Raw genomic sequence first — 26,202 nt, 5'->3', positions numbered from 1 at the left:
GAGGGAATGCCATGACGCGGCACGAATGGGCGGCATCCTTGAACCACAATCGTATAGAACGCGTCTTCGCAGGATGGGCACTGATCGCGGTCCCGTCGCTGATGCTGCTTGCGGCGTGTGGCTCGGCGGAGGAGCCTGTCGCGGAGCCGGTCCGCCCCGTGCGCGTGGTGACGGTCGAAAAGCGCGAGGTGATCGAAACCGTCTCGCTACCCGGCCAAGTCGAGGCGCAGGAGGAGGTCAGTCTCTCATTCCGTGCCAGCGGGCGGATGATCGAGCGTCTGGTGAATGTCGGCGATCAGGTTGAAGCAGGCCAGGTCATCGCACGCCTCGATCCCGATCCGGCCCGTAACACCCTGCGGACGGCGCAGGCGAACCTGAGCGCCGCCATGGGGCAGCAGACTATGGCCCGCAACGATTACCAGCGTCAGGAAACCCTTCTGCGTCAGGGCTGGACCACCCGGGCGCGTTACGATGCGGCGGCACAGGCATTGAAGGCTGCCGAAGCTCAAGTCGATGCGGCGCAGGCGCAGGTCGACACGGCGCAGGACCAGCTCGGCTACACGGAACTGGTCGCCGATGGTAACGGCACGGTCACCGCCCGCGGCGCCGAACCGGGCGAGGTCGTGACAACCGGCCGTATGATCGTGCATCTGGCGCGCCGGGACGGGCGCGATGCCGTGTTCGACGTACCGGCGCCGGTCATCCGGAACGCGCCTGCCAACCCAGTCGTCACGGTTGCGCTGGTTTCCGATCCCGCCGTGCGCACCACCGGCCGTGTGCGCGAGATCGCCCCGCAGGCCGATCCGGTGACCCGCACATTCAGGATCCGGGTCGGGCTTCAGGACCCGCCCGAGGCGATGCGGCTCGGATCGACGGTCAACGGGTCGATCCAGGCCAATGGCGTGGGCGGAATCGCGATTCCCGCCACCGCCCTGACGCAGGCCAACCGCCAGCCGGCTGTCTGGATCGTCGACCAGGCGACAAGCACCGTCGCCTTGCGCAACATCGAATTGGATCGCTACGACCTCGCCCGGGCCATCGTCGCGCGCGGCCTGGAAACCGATGAAATCGTGGTCACCGCGGGCGTGCAGGCGCTCCGGCCGGGACAGAAGGTCCGCATTCTCGGAGCGGCGCCATGAGCCGCTTCAACCTTTCCGAATGGGCCATCCGGAACCGTTCGCTCGTCATCTTCCTGATGATCGGGGTTGTCGTGGCGGGAACCACTTCCTTCCTGAAGCTTGGTCGCGCGGAGGATCCGGTCTTCACCATCCGGACGATGGTGGTGCAGGCACAGTGGCCGGGCGCCACCCTCGACGAGACGCTCCAGCAGGTGACTGAACGCATCGAAAGGACACTGCAGGAGGTGCCGAACCTCGACACGCTGCGCAGCTACACCGTTCCGGGCACGACCGTAATCTTCGTCGACCTTGTGGGAAGCGCCCAGGGCCGCACGGTGACCGACAGCTGGTACGAGGTGCGCAAGAAGGTGGCCGACATGCGCCATACCCTGCCTCAGGGTGTCCTCGGCCCCGGCTTCAATGACGATTTCGGCGACACCTTCGGCATCATCTATGGCTTCACCGCCGACGGCTTTACGCACCGCGAATTGCGGAACTATGTCGAAGACGTCCGTTCGCGTCTTCTGACCGTTCGAGACGTTTCGAGGATCGAGCTGCTGGGCGAGCAGGACGAACGCATTCACATCGATCTCTCGCTGGACACGCTGGCCGGTTTGGGGGTCGACCCGGGCATGCTGGTCGCCGCCATGCAGGCACAGAACGCCGTGCGTCCGGCCGGTGTGCTGCGAACCGGCAGGGAAGCGCTGTCTCTGCAGGTCTCGGGGTCTTTCGAGTCCGAGCGGGATATCCTCGACGTCAACTTCGCGGTCGGCGGTCGCATGCTGCGCCTGCGCGAACTGGCCGAGGTGCGGCGCGATTTCGCCGATCCACCCCAGCCCCTGTTTCGGGTGAATGGCCAACCGGCGATCGGGCTCGCCATCGCGATGCGCCCGGGCGGCGATATTCTATCCCTCGGCAAGAACATCTCCGCAGAGATGGCGCGCATTTCAGCAGATCTTCCGGTCGGCATTCAGGCGCATCTGGTGGCCGACCAGGCGCGCACGGTGGACGATGCGGTCTCCGACTTCATCACCTCGCTGTGGCAGGCCATCGTCATTGTACTCGTGGTGAGTTTCCTCGCGTTGGGCGTGCGGGCCGGAACGGTGGTGGCGATCACCATTCCGCTGACGCTGGCCATCGTCTTTCCAGTGATGGGCTTGATGAGCATCGACCTCCAGCGCGTGTCGTTGGGCGCGCTGATCATCGCACTTGCCCTGCTGGTGGACGATGCGTTGACGACGGTCGACGCGATGACGCGGCGGCTCGCCGCCGGCGACCGGATGGAGGTTGCCGCGGTGTACGCCTATAAGGCCCTTGCCATGGCGATGCTGTCCGGCACGCTGGTGACAATCGCAGGTTTCGTGCCCATCGGCTTTGCCCAGAGCTCGGCCGGTGAGTACACCTTCTCCATCTTCGCCGTCGTCGGCATCGCGTTGATCGCGTCATGGCTCGTCGCGATGGTCTTCGCTCCGCTTCTCGGCACGATGCTGCTGCGTCCACCCAAGTCGGGCCAGCGCGAGGAGCCGGGGCCCGTGCTGCGGCTGTACAGGCGCGCGCTGGGGCTGGCCATCCGTGCCCGCGGGTTGACGATTGCGACGACGCTCGCATTGTTCGTCCTGTCGATCACGGCGCTCGGCCTCGTCCCGCGGCAGTTCTTTCCACCGTCGGACCGCGTTGAGCTTCTGGTCGATCTCCGCCTGCCGCAGAACGCGTCGATCCACGCCACGCACGAAGCGGTGGCGCGGCTCGACGCGCTGCTGGCCAAAGAGCCTGGCGTTGCGCGCTGGAGCAGCTATGTCGGGCGCGGCGCGATCCGCTTCTATCTGCCGCTGAATGTTCAACTCGCCAACCCCTTCGTCAGCCAGGCGGTGATCGTGACCAATGACATCGCGGCGCGCGAGCGGCTGCAAGCCCACCTGGAAACCCTGTTGGCCGAGGAATTCCCGAATGCCGTGGCGCGCGTCTATCCGTTGGAACTCGGACCGCCCGTGGGATGGCCGCTCCAATACCGCGTCATGGGTCCGGACCCGGCCGAAGTGCGCGAGATCGCCCTCAAGCTCGCACAGACCGTCGGAACGTCACCGGAAGCGCGGCGGATCAACTTCGACTGGATGGAAACCGCCCGCAAGTTGCGGGTACAGATCGATCAGGACGAGGCGAGGCGCCTCGGCCTGAGTTCGGCCGCCGTTGCATCGCTTCTGAACGCCACCGTATCCGGGACCGTGGTCACTTCCGTCCGCGACGGGATCTATCTGATCGACGTCCTGGCCAGGGATGCTCGTGGGCAGACCCTGTCCGTGGAAACATTGCGCAGCCTGCCAATGCCCCTGCCGAACGGACGGAGCGTCCCGCTGAACCAACTGGCGACGTTCGACTATACCCAGGACCAGCCACTGGTCTGGCGGCGCAGCCGCGTGCCGACGCTGACAGTCCAGGCGGACGTCGCCCCCGGCGTCCTGCCGGAAACGGTCATCGCGGCGCTGTCCCCCAGGGTTGCGAACCTGTCCGCCAGCCTGCCGTCGGGTTACCGCATCGAACTGGGCGGCATCGCCGAAGAGAGCGCCAAAAGCCGGGCGTCGGTGTTTGCGGTTGTTCCGATCATGACGCTCCTCGTCCTGACCGTGCTGATGGTCGAGCTTGGCAGTTTCCAACGCCTTCTCATGGTGCTGAGCGTCGTGCCGCTCGGCCTGATCGGCGTCGTCCTGGCGCTGCTGGCCTCCGGTCAGCCGCTCGGCTTCGTTGCCATTCTGGGAGTCCTCGCGCTTGTCGGCATGATCGCGAAAAATGCGGTGATCCTGATCCAGCAGATCGAGGCGGAGCGAAGGGCCGGTCTCGGCGTCATGGAGGCCGTGATCGAGGCGAGCGGATCGCGGTTCCGACCAATCATGCTGACCGCCGCGTCCACCGTGCTCGGTCTCATTCCCATAGCCTTTACGGTGTTCTGGGGGGCGATGGCGTTCGCGATCATGGGGGGCCTGCTCGTGGCGTCGCTGCTGACCCTCGTCTTTCTCCCGACGCTCTATGTCGCGTGGTTCGGCAGCCGTGAGGAGGTGCGGGAACGGAAAGCGGCTCCACTCCCGCCATCGGCGGTCTGACCGACACGGAAGGAACGGCCATGGACGCAGAGACACGGGTACGGACGGAAAATGCGGGCAGCGATATCGACATCAGGCTGCGCCATCTCTCGCAGCTCTTCGACAGCCTCGACCCATCGCCATTCCGTGAGGGAGTCCTGACCAAGGAGGCCGAGGTATATCTGATGAAGAAGGTCCAGGATCTGCCGGACGAAAAGCCAATCCGTGTCGTCATCCACCTTCCGGCGGATGACGCAGTGCGGCGTCTGCAGCCTGACATCGCCGCGTCATTCACCGGCCATTTCGCCTTTTGTGAAAAAATCGAATCGAAACAATTCAAGGAAGCGCTCCGGGCCTGGCGCCAATCCGCGTTGATCGGTTTTGCGGTGCTCTCCACCTGCCTCTTTCTTGCCTGGCAGATCGCGCACAATCTTCCGGCACGTCCGCTGACACGAATTCTGCAGGAGAGCTTCGTGATCCTCGGGTGGGTCTCGGTCTGGAAACCGATCGAGACTGCTCTTTACGAATTGCTCCCTCCGGCCAAACGCCGGCGCCGACGGCTGCTCCGGCGCCTTGCCACCGCCGACGTCATCTTGCGGACGTGACCATGCCTAACCTGCGCAAATCTGCAATGAAGACCATCACCGACGGAGAAGCTCCATGCGCACTCTACTTTCTCTGGCTCTTGCCACAATCTGCGCGGCGCAATTGTTTGCCACCAATCCGGCTCAGGCCCAGTTCGGATTGTTTTTGAGAAACCGCGGCGACCTTCAATTTACCGACGAGGACTGGCAGTTGTTCCGGGACGCCGTCATCAAGACATTGGAAGAACCGAATGCCGGCAACCGGACGGAATGGCAAAATCCCAAGACGAACATGCACGGCGATGTGTTCGTCGAAAACACCCTGCAGATCGAAGGAGCCCCCTGTGCGCGCCTGCGCGCACGCATTGTCCGCACGGAAGAGAATATCCGCCGCCTGACCTTCTGCCGTGACGCTGGTGGAAGGTGGGCAATCGCCCCGGATTGATCACGCTCGTACGCACATCGCTCCGGACAGCGACGGGCTCTGTCCGGAGCGCGGCGCACCGGCCTGAACGCTATTCGGCGATCGTCCGGCGCGGAACCGCCTCATAGGGATCGGCATGCGCGACTTGGGTCAAGCTCTGCGTGCCGGGCATGATCTCGAACCGCGGATCGAAGTCGACCATCGTTCCGGCGAGTTTCGTCAGCACGCTGGCATCGCCGTTTACCTTCGCCGTCCCGTCGGCGATCTGCGCCTCCAGGGTCTTTGCCCCTGTCATCGTCTGCTCCAGATCGGACCGGTTGATGGTCAGCGTCAGGTCGGGCGCGTTCGCCTGGAAGCCTTTGATGTTGGTGAGCGTTGCGTTCGCCAGCTCGATGAGGAACGTCTCACCGGTGTCGGGAGTCACCAGATTGATTGTGAACCGCATCCCTTCGGCCTTGCGGCTGTCCATGCGGATGCCGAGGAAATTGAGGAACAGCTCCGTCGACATCGCTCGAATGACGTCCGGGCTCGACGAGTTCACCGTCTCGCCCTGCGGAATGCCGGAGCGCAGCTCAAAGGCGGCGGCAAGGAAGCTGTTGCGCAGCCCCGGATTCTCCTGCTGATAGCCAAGCTGCTCGAAGGCGTCGGCAAGCGCCTCCTTCGCCACGGTGTTGTCGGGCTCCGCGAGCACGAGCTTGTTTAGCAGCTCGGTGGCGCGCAGGTAATCGCCCGCGTCATGGAGCAGGCCGGCCTTCGCGAGGATCGGCCCCGCACCGCCCATCATCTCGACGTACAGCGGCGCGGAGTCTTCCGGTGACAGCGGGATCAGCGTCGTCGGGTTGCCGTCCCAGAAGCCGAGATAGCGCTGCACCACTCCACGGGCGTTGTGCTGCGGCGAGCCGTGGTAGCCCCGACAGTGCCATGTCTCCTGCAGGGACTGCGGCACAGTGTAAACGTTGTGGATCTGGTTGATCGTCACGCCCTGGTTCGCGAGGTGAAGCACTTGGTTGTTCATATGGGCGTAAAGGTCGCGCTGCGCACGCAGCACCTCCTGGATGCGGTCGTTGCCCCAGCGCGGCCAGTGGTGTGACGCGAACATCACCTCGGCTTCGTGCCCGAACCGGTACAAGGCCTCGGCGATGTACTTGGACCAGTTCAGCGGGTCGCGCACCGGCGCGCCACGGAGCGTGTAGATGTTGTGGAGCGTGGCGGTGACGTTCTCCGCCATCCACAGCGCCTTCATCTCGGGAATGTAGGTGTTCATCTCCCGCGGCGCCTCGGTGTTCGGCGTGTTCTGGAAGACCATCCGTACGCCGTCGACCTCCAGTTCCTCGATGGGGTCGGAGACGAAGCGGGTCGGGGCGAGCAGACCGCTGGTCCCCGCGGGCACGCGCTGGCCGAGCCCTTGGCTAACATAGCCGTACGGCCCCACCGGTAGGAGCAGGCCGTACTGGTAGAACAGCCGCCGGTTCATCGCGTTGCCGGCATAGACGTTCTCGGAGATTGTGAACTGCATGAAGTCGCCCGGCGCGATGATCTCGACCCGGCCGGCCCGCACGTCCTCCTCGCTGATCAGGCCCCGCACGCCGCCCCAATGGTCTCCGTGCGTGTGGGAGTAGATCACCGCCGTGATCGGCAGCCCTTTGCCGATATGCTCTTGGAACAACTCCCATCCAGCCCGCGCGGTTTCGGCGACCGTGAGGGGGTCGAAGACGATCCATCCGGTCTTCCCCCGCACGAAGGTGAGATCGGAGAGGTCGAAGCCGCGCACCTGGTAGATGCCGGGGGCGACCTCGTAAAGGCCGTAGTTGTTGTTGAGACGGGCGATCCGGGTGAGCGACGGGTGGACGCTGTCGAATTCCTGGTCGCTCTCAAGGAAGTGGAACTGCTCCATGTCCCAGGCGACGTGGCCCGCGTCGGCCTTGATCTGCATTCGGGGCATCGGCGCGATCAGGCCCCGCGCCTGCTCTTCAAAATCGCGGGTGTCGCCGAATGGCAACGACTCCCGCGCCCGCTTCAGCACCTCAAGAGTGTGGGCCGTGGGAGGCTTCCCCTTTGGGTGGAAGTGTCCTGCCGGCGGAGCCGGCTGTGCACGGACCGCTGTCCCCTCAAACGTGAAGCTGCCCGCGACCGCAAACGAGATGCCCGCAGCCGGAAGCGCCCCAATGACCTGACGTCGTGTTGGCATCATGTCCTCCCTTTCCGACAAGTCCAAATTCAAAAGCGGACAGTGAGCCCCAGAAACGGACCGCCGAGCTCAAGCTTGATGTCTCGCCCGCCCAAGTCCTTCTTGGTCGAGAGCTGGCGCCAACCTCCCTGCACCGACCAGCGTTCGTTGAACCGGTATCCGAGGCTTGCCAAGACCTGCCAAGTCAGGTCTGACCCGGCGCCAAACCCGCCAACGTCGGCGAGCGCCATTGCGATCCAGCGCTGACTTAACGCGATGCGAGCCCGGACCCCGATCAGCGGATCGACCCAGCTTTCGTCGGTGCTGAAGGCCTGGCCCGGCAATGCTCCTGGAGAGAGCGACACGCCGACATTGAGCCAAGTCGCCCGGATGCCGCCCATCGCGTCGAGCGCAACTCGCCCGTCCTCGTAGAGCCGGTAGGCCGCATAGCCGCCCAGCATGGTGAGTTCGGTGTCGATGCGCGCCCGCGAGAACAGCACTCCGAAGGGCGTTTCGCCCCGCTCCTCCAGATCGGAGTAGAGGAAGTCGGCGATCAGGCCCCAGTTGCCCTTGCGCGCTTCGAACGAGCCCATGGCAGCGAATTTGGTTGCCGACAGCACATCTCCGACGCTCGCGTTGGCATCAAGCGTTCCGAACCGCGTTCCCACCGAACTTGATATGCCCGGGGTCCAGAGATAGGGCGAGAGCGCGAAGCTCCACCCATTCTCTTGAGCGACTGCCGGCCCATTGAGTGCCGCGACCAGCAAACCAACGGCAACCCGCGTCCCAACCGCAACCTGCATCGGCCACCTCTTCAATCCATCCTGGGCGCCAACGATGTGCCCTCCCATGGTCCTCTCATGGCCGTAGGCTCTGGGGGGGCGTCGTCATTGCGCCGGTCGCGGCCGGCACATCACAGTACGCCCGCCAAAATGTTGGGAAGGCTTGCTGAGGCCACCGTGGTTCCTCCGCAGGAAATTCAATCAGATGCCGGTCATGAGTTCCTAATGTCCTGTTTTTTCCGTCCGCTCCCGAAGTATGAAGCAGTATCTTTGTGCGTAAGACGTGGGATTGATACGGTAGCGAGCAGAGAGTTCGCTCAGCCTGAGCGGGGCTTTTTACGTAGGGCGACTGTGCCGAAGATTTCTCCGACCAATAATCAGAGGAAAACCCCGGCCGGACACGCCGCTATCAACATTACTTTTTCCTAAGCACCTTCTCCACGAGTGGATGAAGGAGCGCCTGACCAGCCTGGAAGCGGACAAGGGCCGGCTGCTCGCCGCGGCCGAGGAGCCCGATGCGGACCTGCCGTCGGTCCTGCTGCACCCCCGGTTGTCGGACCTCTACCGCCACAAGGTGGAAGCGCTGGAGGCTGCTCTTGCTGGCGGCGAGGACAGCGCCGAGGCGATGGAGATGGTGCGGATCATGATCGAGCGCGTCATCCTGACGCCCTCCCCTGCCGGCGCGGGGTTGGACGCCGACCTGCACGGCGAACTGGCCGGCCTCCTTGCGGTCTGCGAGGGTGCCGCCCGCATGGGCAAGGCCCAGACGCACGAACGCCCCGGCTCATTCGAACCGGGGCGTCAAGTGTCGGTGGTTGCGGGCGCAGGATCTGGCCTTTACCGAACTCACAGCTTGCACTGAGAGATCGCCCTGCCTCTTCAACCAAGTCAGCCTCCGGCAAATCCGGTGCGGTTCACGGCGCACAGCGTCAACGCCGTGAGAAGCACCAAGCCGGAACAGGTCCTTTGCCCGTCGGGCATGCTCGGATTACGGCACGCCAGCGCTCCACAGCTTCGTCGCTGATACCATAACAATCAGACTGCCACGCGCCTGCAGTGCCGCTTCAAATGCCCGCCAACATGTCAGTACCGGATGACTATTGCCTGGGATGTGCTGATCGGCAATTCTGTTTTGTAGGTTATCTGTTTTAGGACTAAGTTGGATCTGATGGTGGAAACAAATTCGATTTTCGACAGTTTGCTTGCTATCAGACGTTCGAGTTCCTCGACGTCTCTGACAACCACGCGCAGCAGGAAATCGCAGTCGCCTGTCATCCAATTGCATTCCATCACCTCGGGAATCCTCTCGACGGCATCCCGGAAATTCTCCAGCGCCGATTGCGGCTGTTTGTCGAGCTTGACTTGGATATAGGCATTGATTTCCAATCCCATCGCCTTGGGATTCAGAAGGGTGACCCGTCGATCGATGATGCCGGTCTGCTCCAGCTTCTTCACCCGCGTAAGGCAGGGCGAGGGAGACAGGTTGATTCTGCCGGCAAGCTCGACGTTCGTCAGATTTGCGTCTTTCTGCAACTCGTTGAGGATCTTGATGTCCGTTCGGTCGAGCGTCAGCGTGTTCATCATGATGACTCCCTGTTGTATTCTCGACGGCTTGGCTTGGAACCGAAGCGAAGAACGGCAGGAAATTCCGCGGGACAAACCCATTTGCGTGCAGCGCGCAATCCCTTCTGCCATTCGAATGTACACACGGCAGAGTGTATCCGAAGCCAACCAATGGCAGAATCTATGGGATTGCCATTTTATGTCGCGAAACTGTCAAATTCGGACCTAGGTCCGTATCGAGATGCACGGAGGCCGCAACATTGCCGAAAAGTGCGCGGATTGGTATGAAGTGGCCGGAAGCCCCGGTGACCGACGAGGCCCTCCCGATGCCGTGGGATCCCACCGGCCTGCGCGTCAGCTTCGCCGCGGTGGATCCCGACGAGCTTGCCCGCCCGCTGGTCTGTTTCCTTGTCCGGCGCAATGTGGATGACGACGAACTGCCGATCCACCGGCACCGCAAAGGCCAGCTGGTGGTGGCGGCGGAAGGCTCGGTCATGTGCCGGACGCTCGACGGGCTTCGGATCGTCCCATCCAATGGAGCGGTTTGGATTCCGGGGGAGGTTCCCCACAGCGTTTCCATGTCGGACAGGGGCCGGTCATACTGCGTGTTCATCAACCCGGAAATTTCACCCCTGCCGAATTCCTGCGCGACATTTTCGATCAGCCCGATGCTGCGCGAGATGATCTTTCACTTGGCCAACCTGCCGCCGCTCTACCCTCCGCAGGGTCCGACCAGCCGTCTGGTTCAGGTCATTCTGGACGAGCTTGCACAGATGAAGGCGGAGCCGCTCCACTTCCCGGTTTCCAACCATCCCAGGATACAGCGCATCGCCGCCCAATTGCTGGAGGCGCCGGACGACCGCAGGACCATTCGGGACTGGGCGGCGGCAGTCGCCATGAGCGAGCGGACTTTGGCCCGGCTCATCCAGAAACAGACGGGGATGTCGTTCGGCCGGTGGCGGCAGCAACTCCATATCGTGATCGCCGTTCAACGGCTGTCGATGGGCGCCACCGTTCAGGCGATCTCCCAGGAACTGGGATACGACTCTCCGAGCGCCTTCACCGCCATGTTCAGGAAACACATGGGACAGCCTCCGCGCCGGTATCTGCAGGATCGGGCCGAAGGGACGACGAATTGACGCCGCATCGCCCTTGTCATGCCAAAGGCCCTCGATCCTGCCTGCCGGGATCAAGAGCCTTTGGCATGTTCGGGGACCGGCATTGCGGTCCCCCAGATGCTTGCCGCCGTTTACCTTGTCAGCTGACGATGTCCTGCCTGATGCTCTTCCGCGCCACCATGAAGGCGGCCGCCGCCAGGACGTAGACGACCGACGTGCTGATCAGCGCCCAGCGGATGGCGTCACCGGAGCCCATCGACGGCGCGAGAAGATCGCTGATCAGGCCGACCGACAGCGGTCCAAGGCCAAGCCCGATCAGATTTGCGAAGAACAGGAAGATTGCGGTGGCCGTCGCCCTGGTGCGCGGACGCACCAGGCTTTGTACCGCCGCGAAGATGGGGCCGTAATAAATGGACTGCAGCATCATCGGCAAACCCATCAGGCAAAGCGCAGCCACGGTGTTCGAGGTGAGATAAGTCGCGAAAAGCGCAAACGGCAGGCACAGGGCCGCGGCCGCCGGAATGGTCGCGTAGGCGTTCAGGCTGCCGCGCGCCACCGCGCGATCTGTCGCCCAGCCGCCCAACCAGGTGCCGGCGGCTCCGCAGATGCCGACGATCAGGCCCAGCACCGTACCGAGGAAGCCGGTGGCGCCCAGGTGGATTCCGGTGAGATCGTTCAGCCTGACCGTCAGCGCGCCCAACCCTTGCGCGTGATTGCGCAGGAAGTGGGAGCTTTGAAAGGCAAGATTGCTGTAAATCCCGAAACTCATGGCCGCCATCGCGACCGTGAGCCAGATATAGGTTCGCTTGCTGCCGAGTTCGCCCAGTGCCTCCCTCAGGGTCGGCGAGCTTTGCGCCTCGCTGGCCGCGAAGGAGGATTTTCGCGGCTCGGGTAGAGTGAAATAGGCCAGCAGCCCAAGGATGATGCCGGGCACCCCGACCAGCGCGAAAGATGCGCGCCAGCCGAGACTGTCCGCGATCAGGCCGCCGACCACCATCCCGACCAGGGAGCCGGCCGGAATGCCTATGGAAAAGAACGCCAGCGCCGACGCCCGCTTCTCTCTTGTCGTGTAATCGCTGATCAGGGACTGGGATGCCGGCGTGCAGCCGGCTTCGCCGACACCGACACCAACCCTGGCGAGGAACAGCTGGGCAAAGCTCTGTGCTACGCCGCAGACCGCCGTGAACAGGCTCCAGGTGATCGCCGACAGCGCGATGATCCTGACCCGGTTCGCACGCTCTGCCCACCGCGCGATCGGAAGGGCCAACGTCGCGTAGAAGATGGCGAAGGAAAGGCCGGTCAACGACCCCAGCTGCCAATCGGCGAGACCGAGTTCGCGCTTGATCGGCTCCGCCAGGATATTGACGATCTGACGGTCGACGAAGTTCAGCATGTAAACGAGGAACAACATGATCAAGGCGTAGCGTCGATAGTGGATCGACATGCCCAGCGGTTTCGGCTGCGGCACCGACACCGTGGTCGTTGCGTCTTCGATCATACGGCAGTCTCCAAAAAGACCGGGCACAGGGGGGCCGGGTCGGTTTCGGTCGGAACGCGGTGTCGGGAGGCGCGGGGAATGCTGGCGGCCGGCCTACGGCTCGGCATACGGTCAGAGTTTGACGCCCGTGCTGATGAGAAACACGTCACGGTCGGCGCGCGGGTCGTAGGGGCCGGCCAAGGTCGTCAGGTAGGTGAGGTTAAAGAGATAGCTGTCCCTGACCGCGCCATCGAGCGCGAGCCGGAAGATCTGGCGCCCCTGATTGAACGCGCCGTCATAGGACGTCCCGTTGACGTCATGGGCGAAGGCGACGGACGGCTTGAGGTTCACCCCCGGCAGAACGTCCTGATAGCTCAGGCTCGCCTGAAGGCGATACCCCCACGAGAATGGCGTCACGAAGCCCCTGGTGGTGCAGGCCTTGGGATCGGCCCCGGCCGCGCAGACGCCGTTGTTGGGTCCGGTTCCGAAAATGTCGGAGCGGCCATAACGGCGAAAATTGGGGTCCGGCAGATCGTGGACATATTTGGCGCCGACCTCGCCGCCGAGGGTCAAGGTGCCGCCGATCACACTGCCGACGTCGCCCGATGCGGCGAGCTGCCCCTGGGTGACGTGAAAGCGCTCGTAACCGGCGAACGGCCCGCCCAGGGGAACCGAGGAGAAATCCCGCGCCAGCACACCGGTTCCGCTCACGGCCGCTTGCAACAGATCGGGGGCGTTGAAGCCGAGCGGCTGGTTGAATTTATGATCGAGTTCGCCCGCGACCCGCAGCTTCAAAGAGGGAACGCTGGTGGCGAAGCTGCCGGACAGCATTTTGATATTTTTGGGATACTGGAACCGATAGGTCGGATTCAAGCCATCCGGATCTCCCGGCAGGAAGATGGCGCCGGTCCGGCCGGTCCGGTCGGCCTCGACATAGCCGGTCCGCGCGTGAATGTTGGTGAAGTGGAGCGAAAACCGGGTGCCGATGTCCGGCACCAGATACGAGCCGCCGACACCGAACTGGCCGGCATCCCCCGCCGTCCCGTCGCTGCGACGCTTCAGGAAACGCCCGGTCGCCAGCCCGTCCACCGAGGACAAGGCATTGGACACCATGACCATGTCGCAACCCGGTGAGGCGTAATCGGCGGTGGCGGCGAATGTTCCGCAACCCGGCTGCGTCGATGTCGCCGACAGCAGCTGATAGAAGACATCGAGGCTTGCGGTCGGCGAGAGGTCGACCTTGCCCGACAGCGCCAGGAACGGCTTCGCTCCCTCCTGCGGCTGCAGGCCCGGCCGGGACAAGGCGGCGAAGTCGCGCGGGTTGATGTCACGGAGGCCGCCGGGAATTGTGAATGCCGGCCCCCATTCGATGGTCTGCTGGCCGGCCTTGAACGAGATGGGGAGCCCACCGGCGGAGAACCGACCCTTGACGTAAGCGTCGGCGAGGGAGATGCCGCGGAATTTGGCGCCTTGCGAAAAACCACGGTCGGACAATGGGCCGGCGGCATAGTTGTTTGGCAGGTTGCCCAGCGCGACATGCCCCTCCGCAAGTGTGTGGTCATACCAGCCCTTCACGCGGGTGAAGACGCCCCAGTCGTCGGCGTTGTTGGCCTCGAAATCGACCAGCCCCTTGGCGACCGTGGAAACCGGATCGCCTTCCCGATAGTTCAGGTTCCCGTCGTCGGAATTGACGCCCCCCGGTGCCGCACTTCTGATCCGGAACCGTGCACCGTCGCCGGCCGGAACCAGGGACGGGTCGATGGGGCTGGCGCGAATGGCCGTTCCGACGGTGACCACGGCCCGGATGCCACCCGACCAGTCTCCTTCCTTGAATTCCCAGGCATGGGCCGGCCATGCGATCGACAGGGCGGCAAGGATCGCCGCTTTCCGGCCTATGCCAAGGCTTGTCCACCATGCGGCACGGGGTGCCGACAGACTCAGGTCCGCCATCTTTCCTCCCTTCGATGATTTATTGGAGTTGAGACAAGGAAGCCCTTCCCCGATCTTTCCGGACGGGCCAGGGTTCGGTCTTCCGCTTTTCCTTGAGAGCACTCGGCATAGCCTCAGATGCAGGGCAATCGCATCTGAGGGTGAATCGACAACAATCCACTTCGAATGTCCTTCTCCCCGCAAGGAGAGATGGGATTCGTCATCAAACAAAATCAAAATACGATGATAAGAACGCAGATAGTCCGTACTATCCAACGGATTCGAAATATTCCATACGACCGAATTTGCCTGAGGAATAAATCAGAGGGACTTTATGCTGATTGTGGATCTGGGCGACAACGGCACCGATCATGATCGTATGGGTAGCGACTTCCAGGGTGTCCTGTACTCTGCAATCGAAGCTGCAAACGGATTGGAGAAGGACTGGAACCCCGGTGACCATCTCGCCCCATTCAGCGGGGGAGAAACGGGATGCACCCTTGCTGCCGTCCATCGCCGCAAAGCGTTCCGCCAGTTGGACCTGATCGGCGGAAAGGACATTCCAGGAAAAGGCGCCGGTCCGGAGAATGACGTCGTGAGCCTCGGCACTGCGGTTGATGCAGGCAAGCACCATCGGCGGATCGACGCACAAGGAAACCGCGGCGGTGACGGTCAGGCCACGCCTGTCGGCACCTTGGCCCGATGCCACGATCGAGACCGACCCCACAACGGAGCGCAATGCACTCTTGAAGGCTGCCGTCTCCACATGGTTTGGAACCGGAAAATCTTGTGCTGACATGGTGAACCTCACGCAAGGCAGTGGAATGGCATGCCGCCAACCCTGGTTGGCGCCGCGGGACTGGTCGTTCGGCACCTGTGTTGGACGCTGCGCTACGGGGTGGCGGCGGCGACCGGCAGCGTCCGGTGCTCCACGATGTTCAATCCATAGCCCCTGAGCGCGACCGGGACATGCTGCGAGTTGGACAGGAGGATCATGTCGTGAATGCCGAGATCCGCCAGAACCTGGGCGCCGACGCCATAGTTGCGCAGTTCGGCCTTGTCGACGAGCGGCTCCCCAGACTTCACCCGGAGAAGCTGCGAGATCGGCATATCGCGGCTGAACAGCACGATCACGCCTCTCCCTTCGGCGGCAATCTCCTGCATGGATTGGGCGACGATATCGCCGCGATCACCAGTCTGGCCGAGCACGTCCGACAGGATGTCCAGCGCGTGCATGCGCACCAGGGTCGGCCTCTCGTCGATCACGCCCTTCACCAGTGCGATCGCTTCCGTCTCGATCGCCTTGATGCGGAAGGTGATGGCGCTCCATTCGCCGCCCCATCGGCTATCGAACTTCGCGGTGACGACACGCTCGACGTCATGATCGTGGCGGCGGCGGAAGGCGATCAGATCGCGGATCGTGCCGATCTTGAGCGCGTGACGACGGGCAAAGGCGACGAGATCGTCGAGACGCGCCATCGTTCCGTCCTCCTTCATGATCTCGCAGATCACGCCCGAAGGATTGAGGCCGGCAAGACGCGCGACGTCTACCGCCGCCTCGGTATGTCCCGCGCGGACCAGCACGCCGCCGGGCCGGGAGACCAGGGGGAATATGTGACCCGGAGAGACGATATGGTCCGGCCCCCTGGCCGCGTCGATCGCCACTGCCACCGTCCGCGCACGGTCCGCCGCGGAGATGCCGGTGGAAACCCCCTCGCGCGCCTCGATCGAAACGGTGAAGGCCGTCCCATGACGGGTGCCGTTTTCCGTGCTCATCAATTTGAGGCCGAGCTGATCGACCCGCTCCTTGCCGAGCGCGAGACAGATGAGGCCCCTGCCATGCGACGCCATGAAGTTGATTGCCTCGGGCGTCGCCATCTGCGCCGGGATCACGAGATCGCCCTCGTTCTCCCGGTCCTCGTCGTCGACCAGGATGAACATTCGGCCATTGCGGGCCTCTTCGATGATCTCCATCGTAGAGGACAGAAATGGATGGCGTGGATTGCAAGACGGCATCGTTATGACACTCCTTCGATCACCGCATCACATGTTCGACAGCGCCTTGCGGATCAGAGAATCCTCGGAGTCGTCGTAGAGTGAATTGATCAGCGCCGCGTAACGTTCGTTCAGCACCTTGCGCCGCTTTTTTCTGGTCGCCGTCATAACGCCATTTTCAGCCGACAGCTCTTCAGGAAGGATCCGGAACGACTTTATCTGTTCGACGGGTGCCAGCCTCTGGTTCGCCTTGGCGACCTCCCCCTCGATCAGGTGGATAACGGCTTCCGACGAACAGAAATCCGAGTAGTCGTTTATTGTTTCCTTCCGCCCCTTCACCCAGTCCGTCATCGCGATGCGGTCGACCTCGATCAACGCCACCAGGTATTTCCGTCCGTCACCGCAAACCGCGGCTTCCGATATGTACGGGCTTTGACGCAGTTCGTTCTCGATCTGAGCCGGGCTGATCGACTTGCCGCCGGAGGTGTTGATGATCTCTTTTTTCCGGTCGATGATCGCCAGCTGGCCATCGGGCCGGACCTCGACGATGTCGCCGGTGTGGAGCCATCCGTCGCGCAGAGCCTCCAGCGTGTCGTCAGGCTTGTTCAGGTACCCCGTAAACAGGCCCGGTCCCGTCACCAGCATTTCACCGTCGCCGGCGATCCTGGTCTTCCAGCGCGGATCGGCAATCGGAACGCCGATCGTGCCGGGCTTCGACCAGTCCCGCATCTGCCCGGTGTTCGCTCCGACCAGCTCGGTCTGTCCATAGACCTCCTTGAGGTTCACCCCCCATGTCTGCCACAGCTTCACGACCTCCGGCGGCATCGGCGCGGAGGCGGTGTAGGGGTATTTGAGCTGGTCCAGACCGATCTCCGCCAGGAGCGGCAGGAAGACTTGATCGCGGCAGGTCGCGAAAAGCGCCTGGAGAAATGGATCGTCCGGGCCGTCCGCCTGTCGGTCCGCCAGCGCCTTCTGGGCGATGGACATCGCGAAGCGGTAGGATTTCTTGCCGATCGAAGCCGACGCATTGATCCTGCTGACCAGTTCGGCGGCGTAGCGTTGATAGAAGCGCGGCGGCGCCATCCAATAGGTCGGCTTCACATCCCGGATGGTCGTCGCGAAGTCCGCTCCGGTCTCGCCGAAATAGGGCGTGACCTCGCTGATGAGAGGAAGAACGATCCCTTGCCCGAGCCCCACAACATGGGAGAGGGGGAGATGGACGACCACCCGCTGGGGTTCGCGGAAAAGCGCCGGGCAAAAGCTTCGGATGGTCGACAGACCCTCGATCAGCGACCGGTGGGTGAGGATCGCGCCCTTGGGGTTGCCGGTCGTCCCGGAGGTATAGACGATGCTGGCATTGTCTTCCGCACGCGCCTTATCGGCCTGCTCGTCGAGCAACGACGCACAGTCGGACGACGAGACGGAAAACCGCGGCAGCGAGACGATGGTCTTCGATGACGGAACCGCCGGATCGAAGACCACGATCTTCTTCAGCGTCTCCGCCTGCCGGCTGCGAAGAAGGATGGCGAGTTCCTTCTCTCCGGCGACGAAGGCGAATTTGCTCCCGGAGTCCTCCAGGAAATACTCCACCTCCTCCGTCGAAGAGGTAAAATAGATCCCGACCGCCACGCCGCCGGAACAGACCGTCGCCATGTAGGCGACCACCCAGTCCTGCGAGATGTCGCCCATGATGGCGACGTGGTCCCCCTTCTCCAGACCATGATCGAGGAGGGCACGCGAAAGCGACGCGACGTCCCTGGCAAATTCACCCCAGGTCGTGGCGTGCCACGTACCGGCACGCTTCTGGAAGAACGCCACGGCCTCACCCCTGCCGTCCCGGCGGTCGCGCAGCAGCGACGGCAGCGTCCCGTCTTCATGCGTGGTCGGTGGAGGGTCGATCGCGGATGAGGCGATCGGGGGCAGGACGGGCGGGAAAAAGGAATGCGGCCCGCCCATCTCAATTGCCGCCTTCTGCAAAGCGTTTGCGCTTCTCGCGGAAGGCGGCGACGGCCTCCTTGCGCTCCGGGCTGTGGAAGGTGAGCATCTCGAGCGCGCCGGCGGCGTCGAGATTCAGGTGCACCTGTTCCTTGATCAGCTTGTTGACGGCGTATTTGGTCCAGGCGATGGCGTCGCGGGGACCGGATGCGAGCATCTCGGCGTAGCGGACCGCATGCTCGACGACGGTTCCTTCCGGCACGACCTTGTTGATCATGCCGGCCGCCGCCGCGTCCTCCGCCGAAATGAAGTCCCCGGTCATCAGATAGTGCTTCGCCCGGACCGGCCCCAGAAGGAGCGGCCAGATCACCGCACCGCCGTCGCCGGCGACGACGCCGGCCGTCACATGCGTGTCGGCGAAGCGGACACCGGGCTGCGCGAAGACGACATCACAGAACAGGGCGAGCGTGGCGCCCAGCCCGACGGCGACGCCATTGACCGCGGCGATCAGCGGGCATTCCAGTTCGAGCATGTTGCGGATGAGATGGCGCCCAGAGCGGGTGGGCGAAATCGGCCCCAGATCGTCATCGAGCGCATTCTGATCGCCGCCGGAGCAGAAGCCGCGACCCGCACCGGTCAGGACGACGGCCTTGACCGCCCGGTCGTTGTCGAGGTCCACGAACAGCTCTTCCAGCGCGGAATGCATCGGCCAGTCGATGGCGTTGAGGATTTCAGGCCGGTTCAGGGTGACGATCGCCACCCCGCTCGCACGTTTCTCGACGAGCAGGCCCCTGTAGGTCTTGTCGGTCATGTGAGGCTCTCCAGATCATCCGGCCGGATCGCTTGGCCAGATCGGTCGACACGGGATCAGGCCGAAGCGTTCGCCTTTCGCATCATGCGGATCTGTTCGAGTATCTCGTCGGTCGGACGCACCACATTGTTGCGGTCGTTGAAGTGAGGGATGACATAGCGGCCGACCAACTCAATCGCCTTCATGATCTCGGCGTGTGAAACCGAGTCGATGTGGAACAGGATTTCTTCGGCGCCGGTTTCGATGAAGCGTTCCAGTTGGCGAATGACCGTATCCGGGCTGCCGCAGACCAGGCTGGCGGACTCGTTGAGGAGATAATCCCAATCGGTGGCCGCGCGCTGGAGGGCTTCCAGCCCTTCGCCCATATAGGCGTAGTCGTCCGCGATCTTCGCGAGCCTCGGATAGGCATCGGTCGAAATGCGGGCGTACTGCATCAGCGGCTCGGCATAGATGTCCTTCGCCGCCTGATCCGTTTCAGCGATCCCGAGGAACACCGGCATGCCGAGACGAGGACGGTCGAGGGGACCGTTCGGATCCCGGTGCCAGTTCGACCGATAGGCTTCGACCATCTTCGCCTGGGCGTCCCAGCCCTGGTAGAGCGTGTGGCTGAGGACCGCGAGCCCCTGGCGGGCCGCCCAGACATGGCTGCGCTCGCTGGTCGCCGCGATGCCCATCAGCGGATAAGGCTTCTGGATCGGCTTCGGCACCAGCATGCGCGGCGGAACCTGATAATGCTTGCCCTCGAAGGTGAAGATGTCCTTGCTGAAGGCTTCGCGGATCAGCGCGATTCCCTCCTCCATCTGCTCAAGCGTTTCCGCAGGCTCCACGTTGAAGGCGCGCATCGCGATGGTGGTGTTCGCGCGGCCGCAATAAAGCTCCATGCGGCCGTTGGACAGGATGTCGGTGACGGCGGCACGTTCCGCCGTGCGGAGAGCGTGGTTGATCTTCTTGGGCATCAGCGAAACCGCCGGCCTCAGCCGGATGCGGGACGTGACCGCCGCGAGGTAGCCATACACGACCTCGGGAGCCGAGCTGGAGATCCCGCCCAAGGCGACATGCTGCTCGGACAGGCTGACGATGTCGAAACCCATCTTCTCGGCAAACACCGCCTCTTCGACAAGCTCATGAAGCCGGCGTGAATAGCTTTGACCAACCAGGGTTTCCTGCTCGGACCAGAAGCCGAACTTGACTGCCATTTGGATTCCCTCTCGGGTTTGTTTGGGTTGCCTTTTCAATGACTGAAAGCTTGTCATGAAGCAGGCGGCAGAACCTGCCGAAGATCCGTGTCACGAACAGCGTGGTCAGAATATTATTTTGTACAGGAAGGATCGGCAGGCTTGTCGGGCGGCAAGGGCAAAGCGTCTTCGATCGCCGGCGCCCCTTCACGCCCGGCGCGGTGTCAAACCGGATCGTCCTGGGAAAAGCTCTCGACGAGAAGTGAGCCGATGCGCTCGATGCAGTGCCTGCCGATGGCCACCGAGGAACCATTGGGGTCGCCGAGAATGCCGTTGGCGCTGACGGCCGAAAGCCCGTCGCGCCACATCAGCTCGAGGTCGCCTTGCGAAAGAAGCCCCAGTCTTCCGGCCTCATAGCGCTCCGCCCGCACCCGCTCGGGATGGAGGTCGAGCATCAGCGAGGTTTCGGCGATGTCGGCATGGCCGCCGACCTTGATCGGCTCGCCACCCGCCTCATTGACGGCATCGCGCCACCGCTCCAGCCACGCCTTCGCATCGGTGAAGGCGGAGACGCGGCAGGAGGCGGGTACGGCCGACCGCAATCGCGGCAGCATCCTGGCCAATGGCGGAGAATTGCCGACATGGGCGGAGAAGATGAGAATGCGTTCGAACCCGTGCCTCGCCAGGCTGGTGCAGTAATCCCGGCAGATCATTTCGAATGTGCTGTCCTGCAGGGAGATCGTGCCGGGAAAGGCGAGATGGTGGGACGAACAGCCGACCCTGATGGTCGGCGCCACCAGCGCGCTCCCCACACCCTTCGCCACCAATATCCCGAGATGGTCCGCATGGTCGGCATCGACGCTGAGGGTCAGGTGCGGTCCGTGCTGCTCCACCGCCCCGCAGGGGATGACGATGGTCCGGGTGCCGCCCGCAATGGCGAGAGCGACCTCGGACGAGGTCATGAACTCAAGCCGGAGGTGATCGCCGTCAGCCATGCTGCTGCCTCGCCTTGCGTTGAAGGAACTGTTCACGCGCAGCGGCCGTCTCTTCGCGGTTCAGGTAATCCTGCATGTCACTGAGCGTGCGCGCCTCAAGCTCCTCATCGGTCATCCGCGGCGCCTCGTTGAAGGTGCGTTTGATTGCCGAGAACAGATGCATGTCCTTGAGGCGAAGCGTCTCGGCAACGGCACGGGTCCGGTCCTGCAAGTCGTGGAAACCGACGATTTCGTCGACGAGGCCCATCGCCTGCGCCTCCTGCGCCGAAACAAGCTCGCCGGAATAGAGGAGGCGCTCGGCAGCCCGGCGCCCGAGGCGGTTCATCGCCTGCCGCATGCCCTTCGCGGCGGGGAGCAGTCCATGATTGATTTCGGGAAAGCCGAACCGGGCGCTGTCGCTCGCCACGACGTAGTCGGCGAACAGAGCCAGCTCCAGCGCCCCGCCCACCGCATAGCCGTTGACTGCGCACAGCAGAGGGCACCGGTAGCCTTCGAGCGTGATCAGCAGATGGTGGAAGGCCCGCATTCGCGGGATCGCGGCTTCCGCCTTGATGGTGATTTCGCGAATGTCGCCGCCGGCACTGAAGAAGCGCTCGCCGGCGCCGGTCAGGATCACGGCCGGCGCGTCGGCCTCTTCGCCGAACCGGGCGAGATCGTCCGCCAATGCCTGGATCAGATCGAGGGAAAGCGCGTTGGCGGGCGGCCTGTCCATGGTCAACCGGACCAGCGTCGTGGATAAACGATCCATCCTCAACATGTTGCCTCCTTTCAGGTCGCACAGGGCTCCGTGGCTGCCGATCCGTCGGTTTGGACGGAGGCGAACCGGGCGCGCAGGGTCTTCTTGTCGATCTTCCCGACGCTCGTCCTCGGCAGCTCGCTTACGGCAATGAAGTGGTCGAGTTTCGCGTATCGCGTGATCGCACCGTCCTTGATCGCCGCCTCGATCGGCCGGTTCAGCGTTGCCAGCGTCACGGTCGCACCGGGGGCGGCGACGATCACGGCCAGCGGCCGCTCGCCCCAATGGTCATCAGGCACGGCGACGACGGCCGCTTCGGCGACACCCTCGGCATTCGCGACGATGCCCTCCAACTGGATCGAATCGATCCATTCCCCACCGCTCTTGATGACGTCCTTGAGGCGGTCGCAGATCGTCACGTTGCCGTTCGCATCGATGGTCGCGATGTCCTGCGTGTGGAGCCATCCGCCCCGCCAAAGGGCCTTCGACCCCTCCCCGTCGCCCACATAGCAGGGCGTGAGCCAGGGGGCCCGCACCACCAGTTCCCCGCGTGACCGTCCATCCCTGGGAAGCGGGGTCATGTCCTCGTCGACGATCCGCGTCTCGACCAGCGGGATCGGCACCCCTGCCCTCGTCAGCAGATGGCCCTCGTCCGCGGCTCCCGTCTCGGATCCGGGGGCGCGGCGCGTTACGGTGAGGATCGGCGCCGTTTCGGACATCCCGTAGGCGCCGACGATCTCCATGCCGCGGCGCCGCCCTTCCTCGAACAGGGCCGGGGTGAGGCTCGAACCGCCGACCACCATCATCCAGCCGGAGAGGTCCGTTCCGGTACGATCTGCCGCGGAAATCACCATCTGTAGAATGGTTGGCACGCCATGCGAATAGGTGACGCCATGCTCAGTCCGCAATCTGCAGATCATGTCGGCATCATAGCGCCCCGGATAGACCTGCTTCAGGCCCAGCATCGTCGCGATATAGGGCATGCCCCAGGCATGGACGTGAAACATCGGCGTGAGCGGCATGTACACATCGTCGACACCGAATCCCCGATGGCGCGTGTCGCCGGAATGGCCGCACAGGGCCAGCGTGTGCAGAACCAACTGCCGGTGGCTGAAGCAGACTCCCTTCGGATTCCCCGTCGTCCCGGTCGTGAAGAAGGTCGTCGCGATTGCGTTCTCGTCGAAATCCCTGAAATCGAAATCGGTATCGGCAGCTGCAATCAGCTCCTCATACTCCCCGGCCGCCCAATCGGGTGCCGGCTCACCGGTCCCGTCCATGATTGCGATGATCGCCTTCAGGCCGGGAGCGGCTTGCCGGATCTCGTCCAGAAAGGGGAAGAAGTCGCGGTGGATGATGATGACGCCGGGCTTCGTCTTGACGAGCGTGTAGAGGAGTTGGTCGATCGGCAAGCGGACGTTCACCGTCTGCAACACCGCACCCATCATGGGAATGGCGAAATACGCTTCCAGATATCGATGACTGTCCCAGTCCATCACCGAGATCGTCATCCCCTCCTCGGCGCCCAGCGAGGACAGCAGCGACGCCAGTCTTCCGATGCGTTGCGCGAACTCCCGGTAGGTGAGGCGATACTGGTTGCGGTACACGATCTCCTGATCGGCCGACGTGATGAGGGCGCGGTCAAGCAGGTGGCGGATGGTCAAGGGGTATCGATAAGCTTCGTCGGTTGCGTCAGCGAAACGCAAGGGCATGTCTGCTCTCCATCATGATCCTGTCGATTCTGCAGACCGGCCCGGCCTCCGGTGCGGCGCGGATCAACCCGCCACCGGCCGGTGTCGCCGCCGTCGGTACGCGCCGATCCGCCTTCGGCATGCAAGGATCGCCTGCTGCCCGAGGTTAGCGCCTGCCCCTCAAGCGTTTCTTCCGAAGACTCCCCGTGAACGCGCCCGTGAAAGGATATTCTGGCGCGACCCACCTGATTGACGGCGATAGATGCCGCACTCTTCCGCGGCCGATTACAGCGCGTCGCCGGCGGTTGCGGACTCGATGGCGACGGTCGCCGTCATGCCCGCCGACAGTTCGACGCCGGGCGGGACACGGTCGATGCGGATGCGCACCGGTATGCGCTGGGCAAGGCGGACCCAGCTGAAGGTTGGCTCGACGTTCGGCAACCCGCTGTGACCGGGCGTTCCGTTGCTGTCCTCGATGCCCCGGCCGATGCTTTCGACATGGCCGGAGAGCGCGTCATCGAATCCCATCAGCATGATCTGCGCCGGGCTGCCGACACGGATCCTCCGCAGCTTCGTTTCCTCGAAATAGCTGGTGATCCAGAAGCTGGTCGCATCGAGGATGGCGATCTTCGTCACGCCGGCCGTGGCATAATCGCCGGGCCGCAGCCGCAGATTGGTGACGTACCCGTCGATCGGCGCCCGGATCGTCGCCCGTGCGAGATTGAGTTTGGCAAGATCGAGCGCAGCCACCGCACCGTCATAGGTTGCGGCCGCCTGTGCGGCGGCACCGGCCGTCTGCTGCACATCCTCCTGGGAAATGACCTCGCGGAGTTGGCTTCGCCGCCGCGCCGCCGCCTGCCGGACAAGCATGTCCTGGCGCTTGGCTTCGGCATCGGCCTGTGCGGATGCCACCGCGAGCGAAAACCGCTCGCTGTCGATCACATAGAGGACGTCCCCACGATGCACATACTGATTGTCGATAACTGACACGGCACCGACGGTCCCGGAGACCTCCGGCGCGATCTGCACGACCTCCGCGCTCACCCGGGCATCCCGCGTCCACGGCGTCTGCTCGTGACGCGTCCACACCTGCAACGCCACGAAAGCGGCAGCCGTGCCGAAGCTAAGGGTCAGGATGTAGCGCCCGAGTAGGGACAGCACAGGTTTCATTGGAATGTTCCGCTGGATGGCAGAGTCTGCAGGAGCAGACCGTAGAGGAGGGCGAAAGTGGCGAGTTCGATGAGCGGCCGGCTGGCGGTCAGGCGGAAGAGTCCCGCGGCGGCGAAGAGACGGACCACCGCGACGGTGCCGACAAGTGCGACCAGGGCGAGCACCAGCAGACCGGGGAGGAAGATGCCTCCGATGTCGAGATCGGGGATCATCGGTCGTTCTCCCAATTCGGTGCGCCGCTCGGACCCAGGGCGAACCGGAGGTCGATGAGCAGGTCGAGCAGCAGACCGCGGTCTTTGATCGAGCTGTCGGCGACACGCGCCATCAGCATTCCGATGCGCCGCTGCAAAGCGATGGCATCGGAAGGTCCCGCCCGGTATCCGGGACCGAAGCGTAGGGCAATCGCGGTGAGAAGCTCGAACCCGTCATAGCCGATCTGGCCGTCATTGTTGCCGCCGTCATTGGCGTCGACCTGCCGGATTGCCTGATAAAGCCGGCTGGCGGCGTGACCGACGCGAAGATGGTGCAAGGTGTCGTCAAGCACATCCGGGTGGGATTTTCCGGACAGCCGGAGCCGCGGGAGCAGCAGCGCCGTCCGGTCGATCATGAGACTTGTCCAGCAGGCTTCGTCTGGTCCGCCGCCCAGAGCCCGCTGCCTGACGTCCTGCCGATTCAGTCGAAGCAGCCGGCCGATCGCCGCATCGACCGGGATGGTCTGGAACAGGCTCATGCTCACGACCGCAAATCCTATCGCCCCGAACAGCGCGATGACGCTGTTGAGAGACCCGGCGAAGTCGCCGGCATAGGTGGTACCCAATCCCGAGAGGATCGGGATCGTCAGGGTGATGCCGAGCGCCATGAAGGTTGTCGGGGGCCGGGCTTGCAGGGAGCCGGCGAACAGGAAGGCCGGTGCGAGCACCGCGACGAGGCCGACGAAATCCGTCACGCGGGGAAGAATGACGAAGCTGTAGACCAGACTGATCGCCACCCCGGCGACCGAACCGGTCATGTATTTGACGACGTTTGGCGCCGGCACGTCGACATTGCCGAACAGGGCGCAGCATACACCCAGGATCGACACTGCCAGTCCGCCCTCCGGCCAGGCCGACCCGATCCAGAACGCGCAGCCGATGACGATGCCGGCGACCGCGCCCAGCGCGCTCCGGGCCGCCATCCAGGGGTCGCGGTGATAGACATAGCCCGTCGCGCGTCTGGACCGGAGGTGCGATGCGGTGTCCGACGACTGGGCGTTTATGATCGTCCGCTCCAGCCGGTCGCAGTCATGAAGCAGACAGATCATCTCGGCGAGGTGGCCGACGAGGTTGGCCGCGAGCCTGTCGCCGGCCGTCACGGCATCCGCGGCGATGCGTGTCCGCACCGTCTGGGCGCGGTCGATCAGCCGGTTCGCAACAACGTCCCGCCCGGCCGCATCGGCGGCAGCGAACCAATGCTCCACTTCAC

The 26,202-nt window shown here is 63.7% G+C and carries 22 protein-coding genes (1 of these 22 only partly in view); 6 read left to right on the top strand and 16 right to left on the bottom strand.

Annotation, left to right across the window (positions count from 1 at the left end; genetic code table 11):
* The first annotated feature begins 11 nt into the window (after positions 1-11).
* Genes ACCD06_RS02125 through ACCD06_RS02110 form a run of 4 tightly spaced genes read left to right on the top strand, consistent with a single transcriptional unit; the run spans position 12 to position 5,221 of the window.
* Positions 12-1,139, top strand: coding sequence for an efflux RND transporter periplasmic adaptor subunit (locus ACCD06_RS02125; protein WP_413338407.1), 1,128 nt, complete (start codon positions 12-14; stop codon positions 1,137-1,139).
* Positions 1,136-4,213 carry an efflux RND transporter permease subunit gene (locus tag ACCD06_RS02120; protein ID WP_413338405.1) on the top strand — a complete coding sequence of 1,026 codons (3,078 nt, stop codon included), beginning with the start codon at positions 1,136-1,138 and terminating at the stop codon, positions 4,211-4,213. Before ACCD06_RS02125 ends, ACCD06_RS02120 begins: the two co-directional genes overlap by 4 nt.
* Before the next feature lie 20 nt (positions 4,214-4,233).
* Entirely contained in the window at positions 4,234-4,797 is a 564-nt protein-coding gene (locus ACCD06_RS02115; protein ID WP_413338403.1) for a hypothetical protein, read from the top strand.
* Between the two features lie 55 nt (positions 4,798-4,852).
* A complete protein-coding gene (locus ACCD06_RS02110) occupies positions 4,853-5,221 on the top strand; it encodes a hypothetical protein (RefSeq protein ID WP_136703243.1) in 369 nt (122 codons plus the stop codon).
* A 70-nt stretch (positions 5,222-5,291) separates the two neighbouring features.
* On the opposite strand, the gene ACCD06_RS02105 is transcribed toward ACCD06_RS02110, so the two are convergent.
* Positions 5,292-7,223, bottom strand: a complete 1,932-nt coding sequence (locus ACCD06_RS02105) for an alkyl/aryl-sulfatase (protein ID WP_413338400.1) — start codon at positions 7,221-7,223, stop codon at positions 5,292-5,294.
* Between the two features lie 194 nt (positions 7,224-7,417).
* The gene (locus tag ACCD06_RS02100) at positions 7,418-8,170 is read right to left on the bottom strand and encodes a hypothetical protein (RefSeq protein ID WP_413338399.1); all 753 of its coding nucleotides are present in this window, start codon (positions 8,168-8,170) and stop codon (positions 7,418-7,420) included.
* A gap of 427 nt (positions 8,171-8,597) precedes the next feature.
* On the opposite strand from ACCD06_RS02100, the gene ACCD06_RS02095 reads away from it, so the two are divergent.
* The gene (locus tag ACCD06_RS02095; RefSeq protein ID WP_413338397.1) at positions 8,598-9,011 is read left to right on the top strand and encodes a hypothetical protein; all 414 of its coding nucleotides are present in this window, start codon (positions 8,598-8,600) and stop codon (positions 9,009-9,011) included.
* Positions 9,012-9,232: 221 nt separating this feature from the next.
* On the opposite strand, the gene ACCD06_RS02090 is transcribed toward ACCD06_RS02095, so the two are convergent.
* A complete protein-coding gene (locus ACCD06_RS02090; protein WP_247882598.1) occupies positions 9,233-9,733 on the bottom strand; it encodes an Lrp/AsnC family transcriptional regulator in 501 nt (166 codons plus the stop codon).
* Between the two features lie 131 nt (positions 9,734-9,864).
* On the opposite strand from ACCD06_RS02090, the gene ACCD06_RS02085 reads away from it, so the two are divergent.
* Positions 9,865-10,851 carry an AraC family transcriptional regulator gene (locus ACCD06_RS02085; protein WP_413338394.1) on the top strand — a complete coding sequence of 329 codons (987 nt, stop codon included), beginning with the start codon at positions 9,865-9,867 and terminating at the stop codon, positions 10,849-10,851.
* A gap of 118 nt (positions 10,852-10,969) precedes the next feature.
* On the opposite strand, the gene ACCD06_RS02080 is transcribed toward ACCD06_RS02085, so the two are convergent.
* The 13 genes from ACCD06_RS02080 to ACCD06_RS02020 all read right to left on the bottom strand — a co-directional run.
* The gene (locus ACCD06_RS02080; RefSeq protein WP_413338392.1) at positions 10,970-12,328 is read right to left on the bottom strand and encodes a spinster family MFS transporter; all 1,359 of its coding nucleotides are present in this window, start codon (positions 12,326-12,328) and stop codon (positions 10,970-10,972) included.
* 111 nt (positions 12,329-12,439) lie between these two features.
* Positions 12,440-14,257 carry a DUF1302 domain-containing protein gene (locus ACCD06_RS02075; RefSeq protein WP_413338390.1) on the bottom strand — a complete coding sequence of 606 codons (1,818 nt, stop codon included), beginning with the start codon at positions 14,255-14,257 and terminating at the stop codon, positions 12,440-12,442.
* Positions 14,258-14,504: 247 nt separating this feature from the next.
* Positions 14,505-15,035, bottom strand: a complete 531-nt coding sequence (locus ACCD06_RS02070; protein ID WP_413338388.1) for a flavin reductase family protein — start codon at positions 15,033-15,035, stop codon at positions 14,505-14,507.
* Between the two features lie 92 nt (positions 15,036-15,127).
* On the bottom strand, positions 15,128-16,210 hold the full coding sequence (gene ribB, locus ACCD06_RS02065) for a 3,4-dihydroxy-2-butanone-4-phosphate synthase (protein WP_413338386.1): 1,083 nt from the start codon (positions 16,208-16,210) through the stop codon (positions 15,128-15,130).
* Between the two features lie 69 nt (positions 16,211-16,279).
* On the bottom strand, positions 16,280-18,208 hold the full coding sequence (locus ACCD06_RS02060; protein ID WP_413338384.1) for an AMP-dependent synthetase/ligase: 1,929 nt from the start codon (positions 18,206-18,208) through the stop codon (positions 16,280-16,282).
* Entirely contained in the window at positions 18,189-18,977 is a 789-nt protein-coding gene (locus ACCD06_RS02055) for an enoyl-CoA hydratase/isomerase family protein (protein WP_413338382.1), read from the bottom strand. The genes ACCD06_RS02060 and ACCD06_RS02055 overlap by 20 nt, the downstream gene beginning before the upstream one ends.
* A 56-nt stretch (positions 18,978-19,033) precedes the next feature.
* Positions 19,034-20,173 (bottom strand): LLM class flavin-dependent oxidoreductase, encoded by a 1,140-nt coding sequence (locus tag ACCD06_RS02050; protein ID WP_413338380.1) that lies wholly within the window; start codon positions 20,171-20,173, stop codon positions 19,034-19,036.
* 203 nt (positions 20,174-20,376) lie between these two features.
* Entirely contained in the window at positions 20,377-21,147 is a 771-nt protein-coding gene (locus ACCD06_RS02045) for a creatininase family protein (RefSeq protein WP_109156180.1), read from the bottom strand.
* Positions 21,140-21,895 (bottom strand): enoyl-CoA hydratase/isomerase family protein, encoded by a 756-nt coding sequence (locus ACCD06_RS02040; protein ID WP_413338378.1) that lies wholly within the window; start codon positions 21,893-21,895, stop codon positions 21,140-21,142. Before ACCD06_RS02040 ends, ACCD06_RS02045 begins: the two co-directional genes overlap by 8 nt.
* A gap of 20 nt (positions 21,896-21,915) precedes the next feature.
* Entirely contained in the window at positions 21,916-23,592 is a 1,677-nt protein-coding gene (locus ACCD06_RS02035) for a long-chain-fatty-acid--CoA ligase (RefSeq protein ID WP_413338376.1), read from the bottom strand.
* Positions 23,593-23,856: 264 nt separating this feature from the next.
* The gene (locus ACCD06_RS02030; protein WP_413338374.1) at positions 23,857-24,741 is read right to left on the bottom strand and encodes an efflux RND transporter periplasmic adaptor subunit; all 885 of its coding nucleotides are present in this window, start codon (positions 24,739-24,741) and stop codon (positions 23,857-23,859) included.
* Positions 24,738-24,953 (bottom strand): DUF1656 domain-containing protein, encoded by a 216-nt coding sequence (locus tag ACCD06_RS02025; protein WP_109156176.1) that lies wholly within the window; start codon positions 24,951-24,953, stop codon positions 24,738-24,740. The genes ACCD06_RS02030 and ACCD06_RS02025 overlap by 4 nt, the downstream gene beginning before the upstream one ends.
* Positions 24,950-26,202, bottom strand: partial view of an FUSC family protein gene (locus ACCD06_RS02020; RefSeq protein ID WP_413338372.1) — the 3' portion only. It continues 901 nt past the right edge of the window; 1,253 of the gene's 2,154 nt are visible here — the last part of the coding sequence; its start codon lies off the right edge, out of view — the gene reads right to left on this strand; the stop codon is at positions 24,950-24,952. The genes ACCD06_RS02025 and ACCD06_RS02020 overlap by 4 nt, the downstream gene beginning before the upstream one ends.

This window comes from Azospirillum sp. CT11-132, from assembly GCF_047302835.1.
Lineage (GTDB): Bacteria > Pseudomonadota > Alphaproteobacteria > Azospirillales > Azospirillaceae > Azospirillum.
This window is presented reverse-complemented; position numbering and strand designations above follow the sequence as displayed.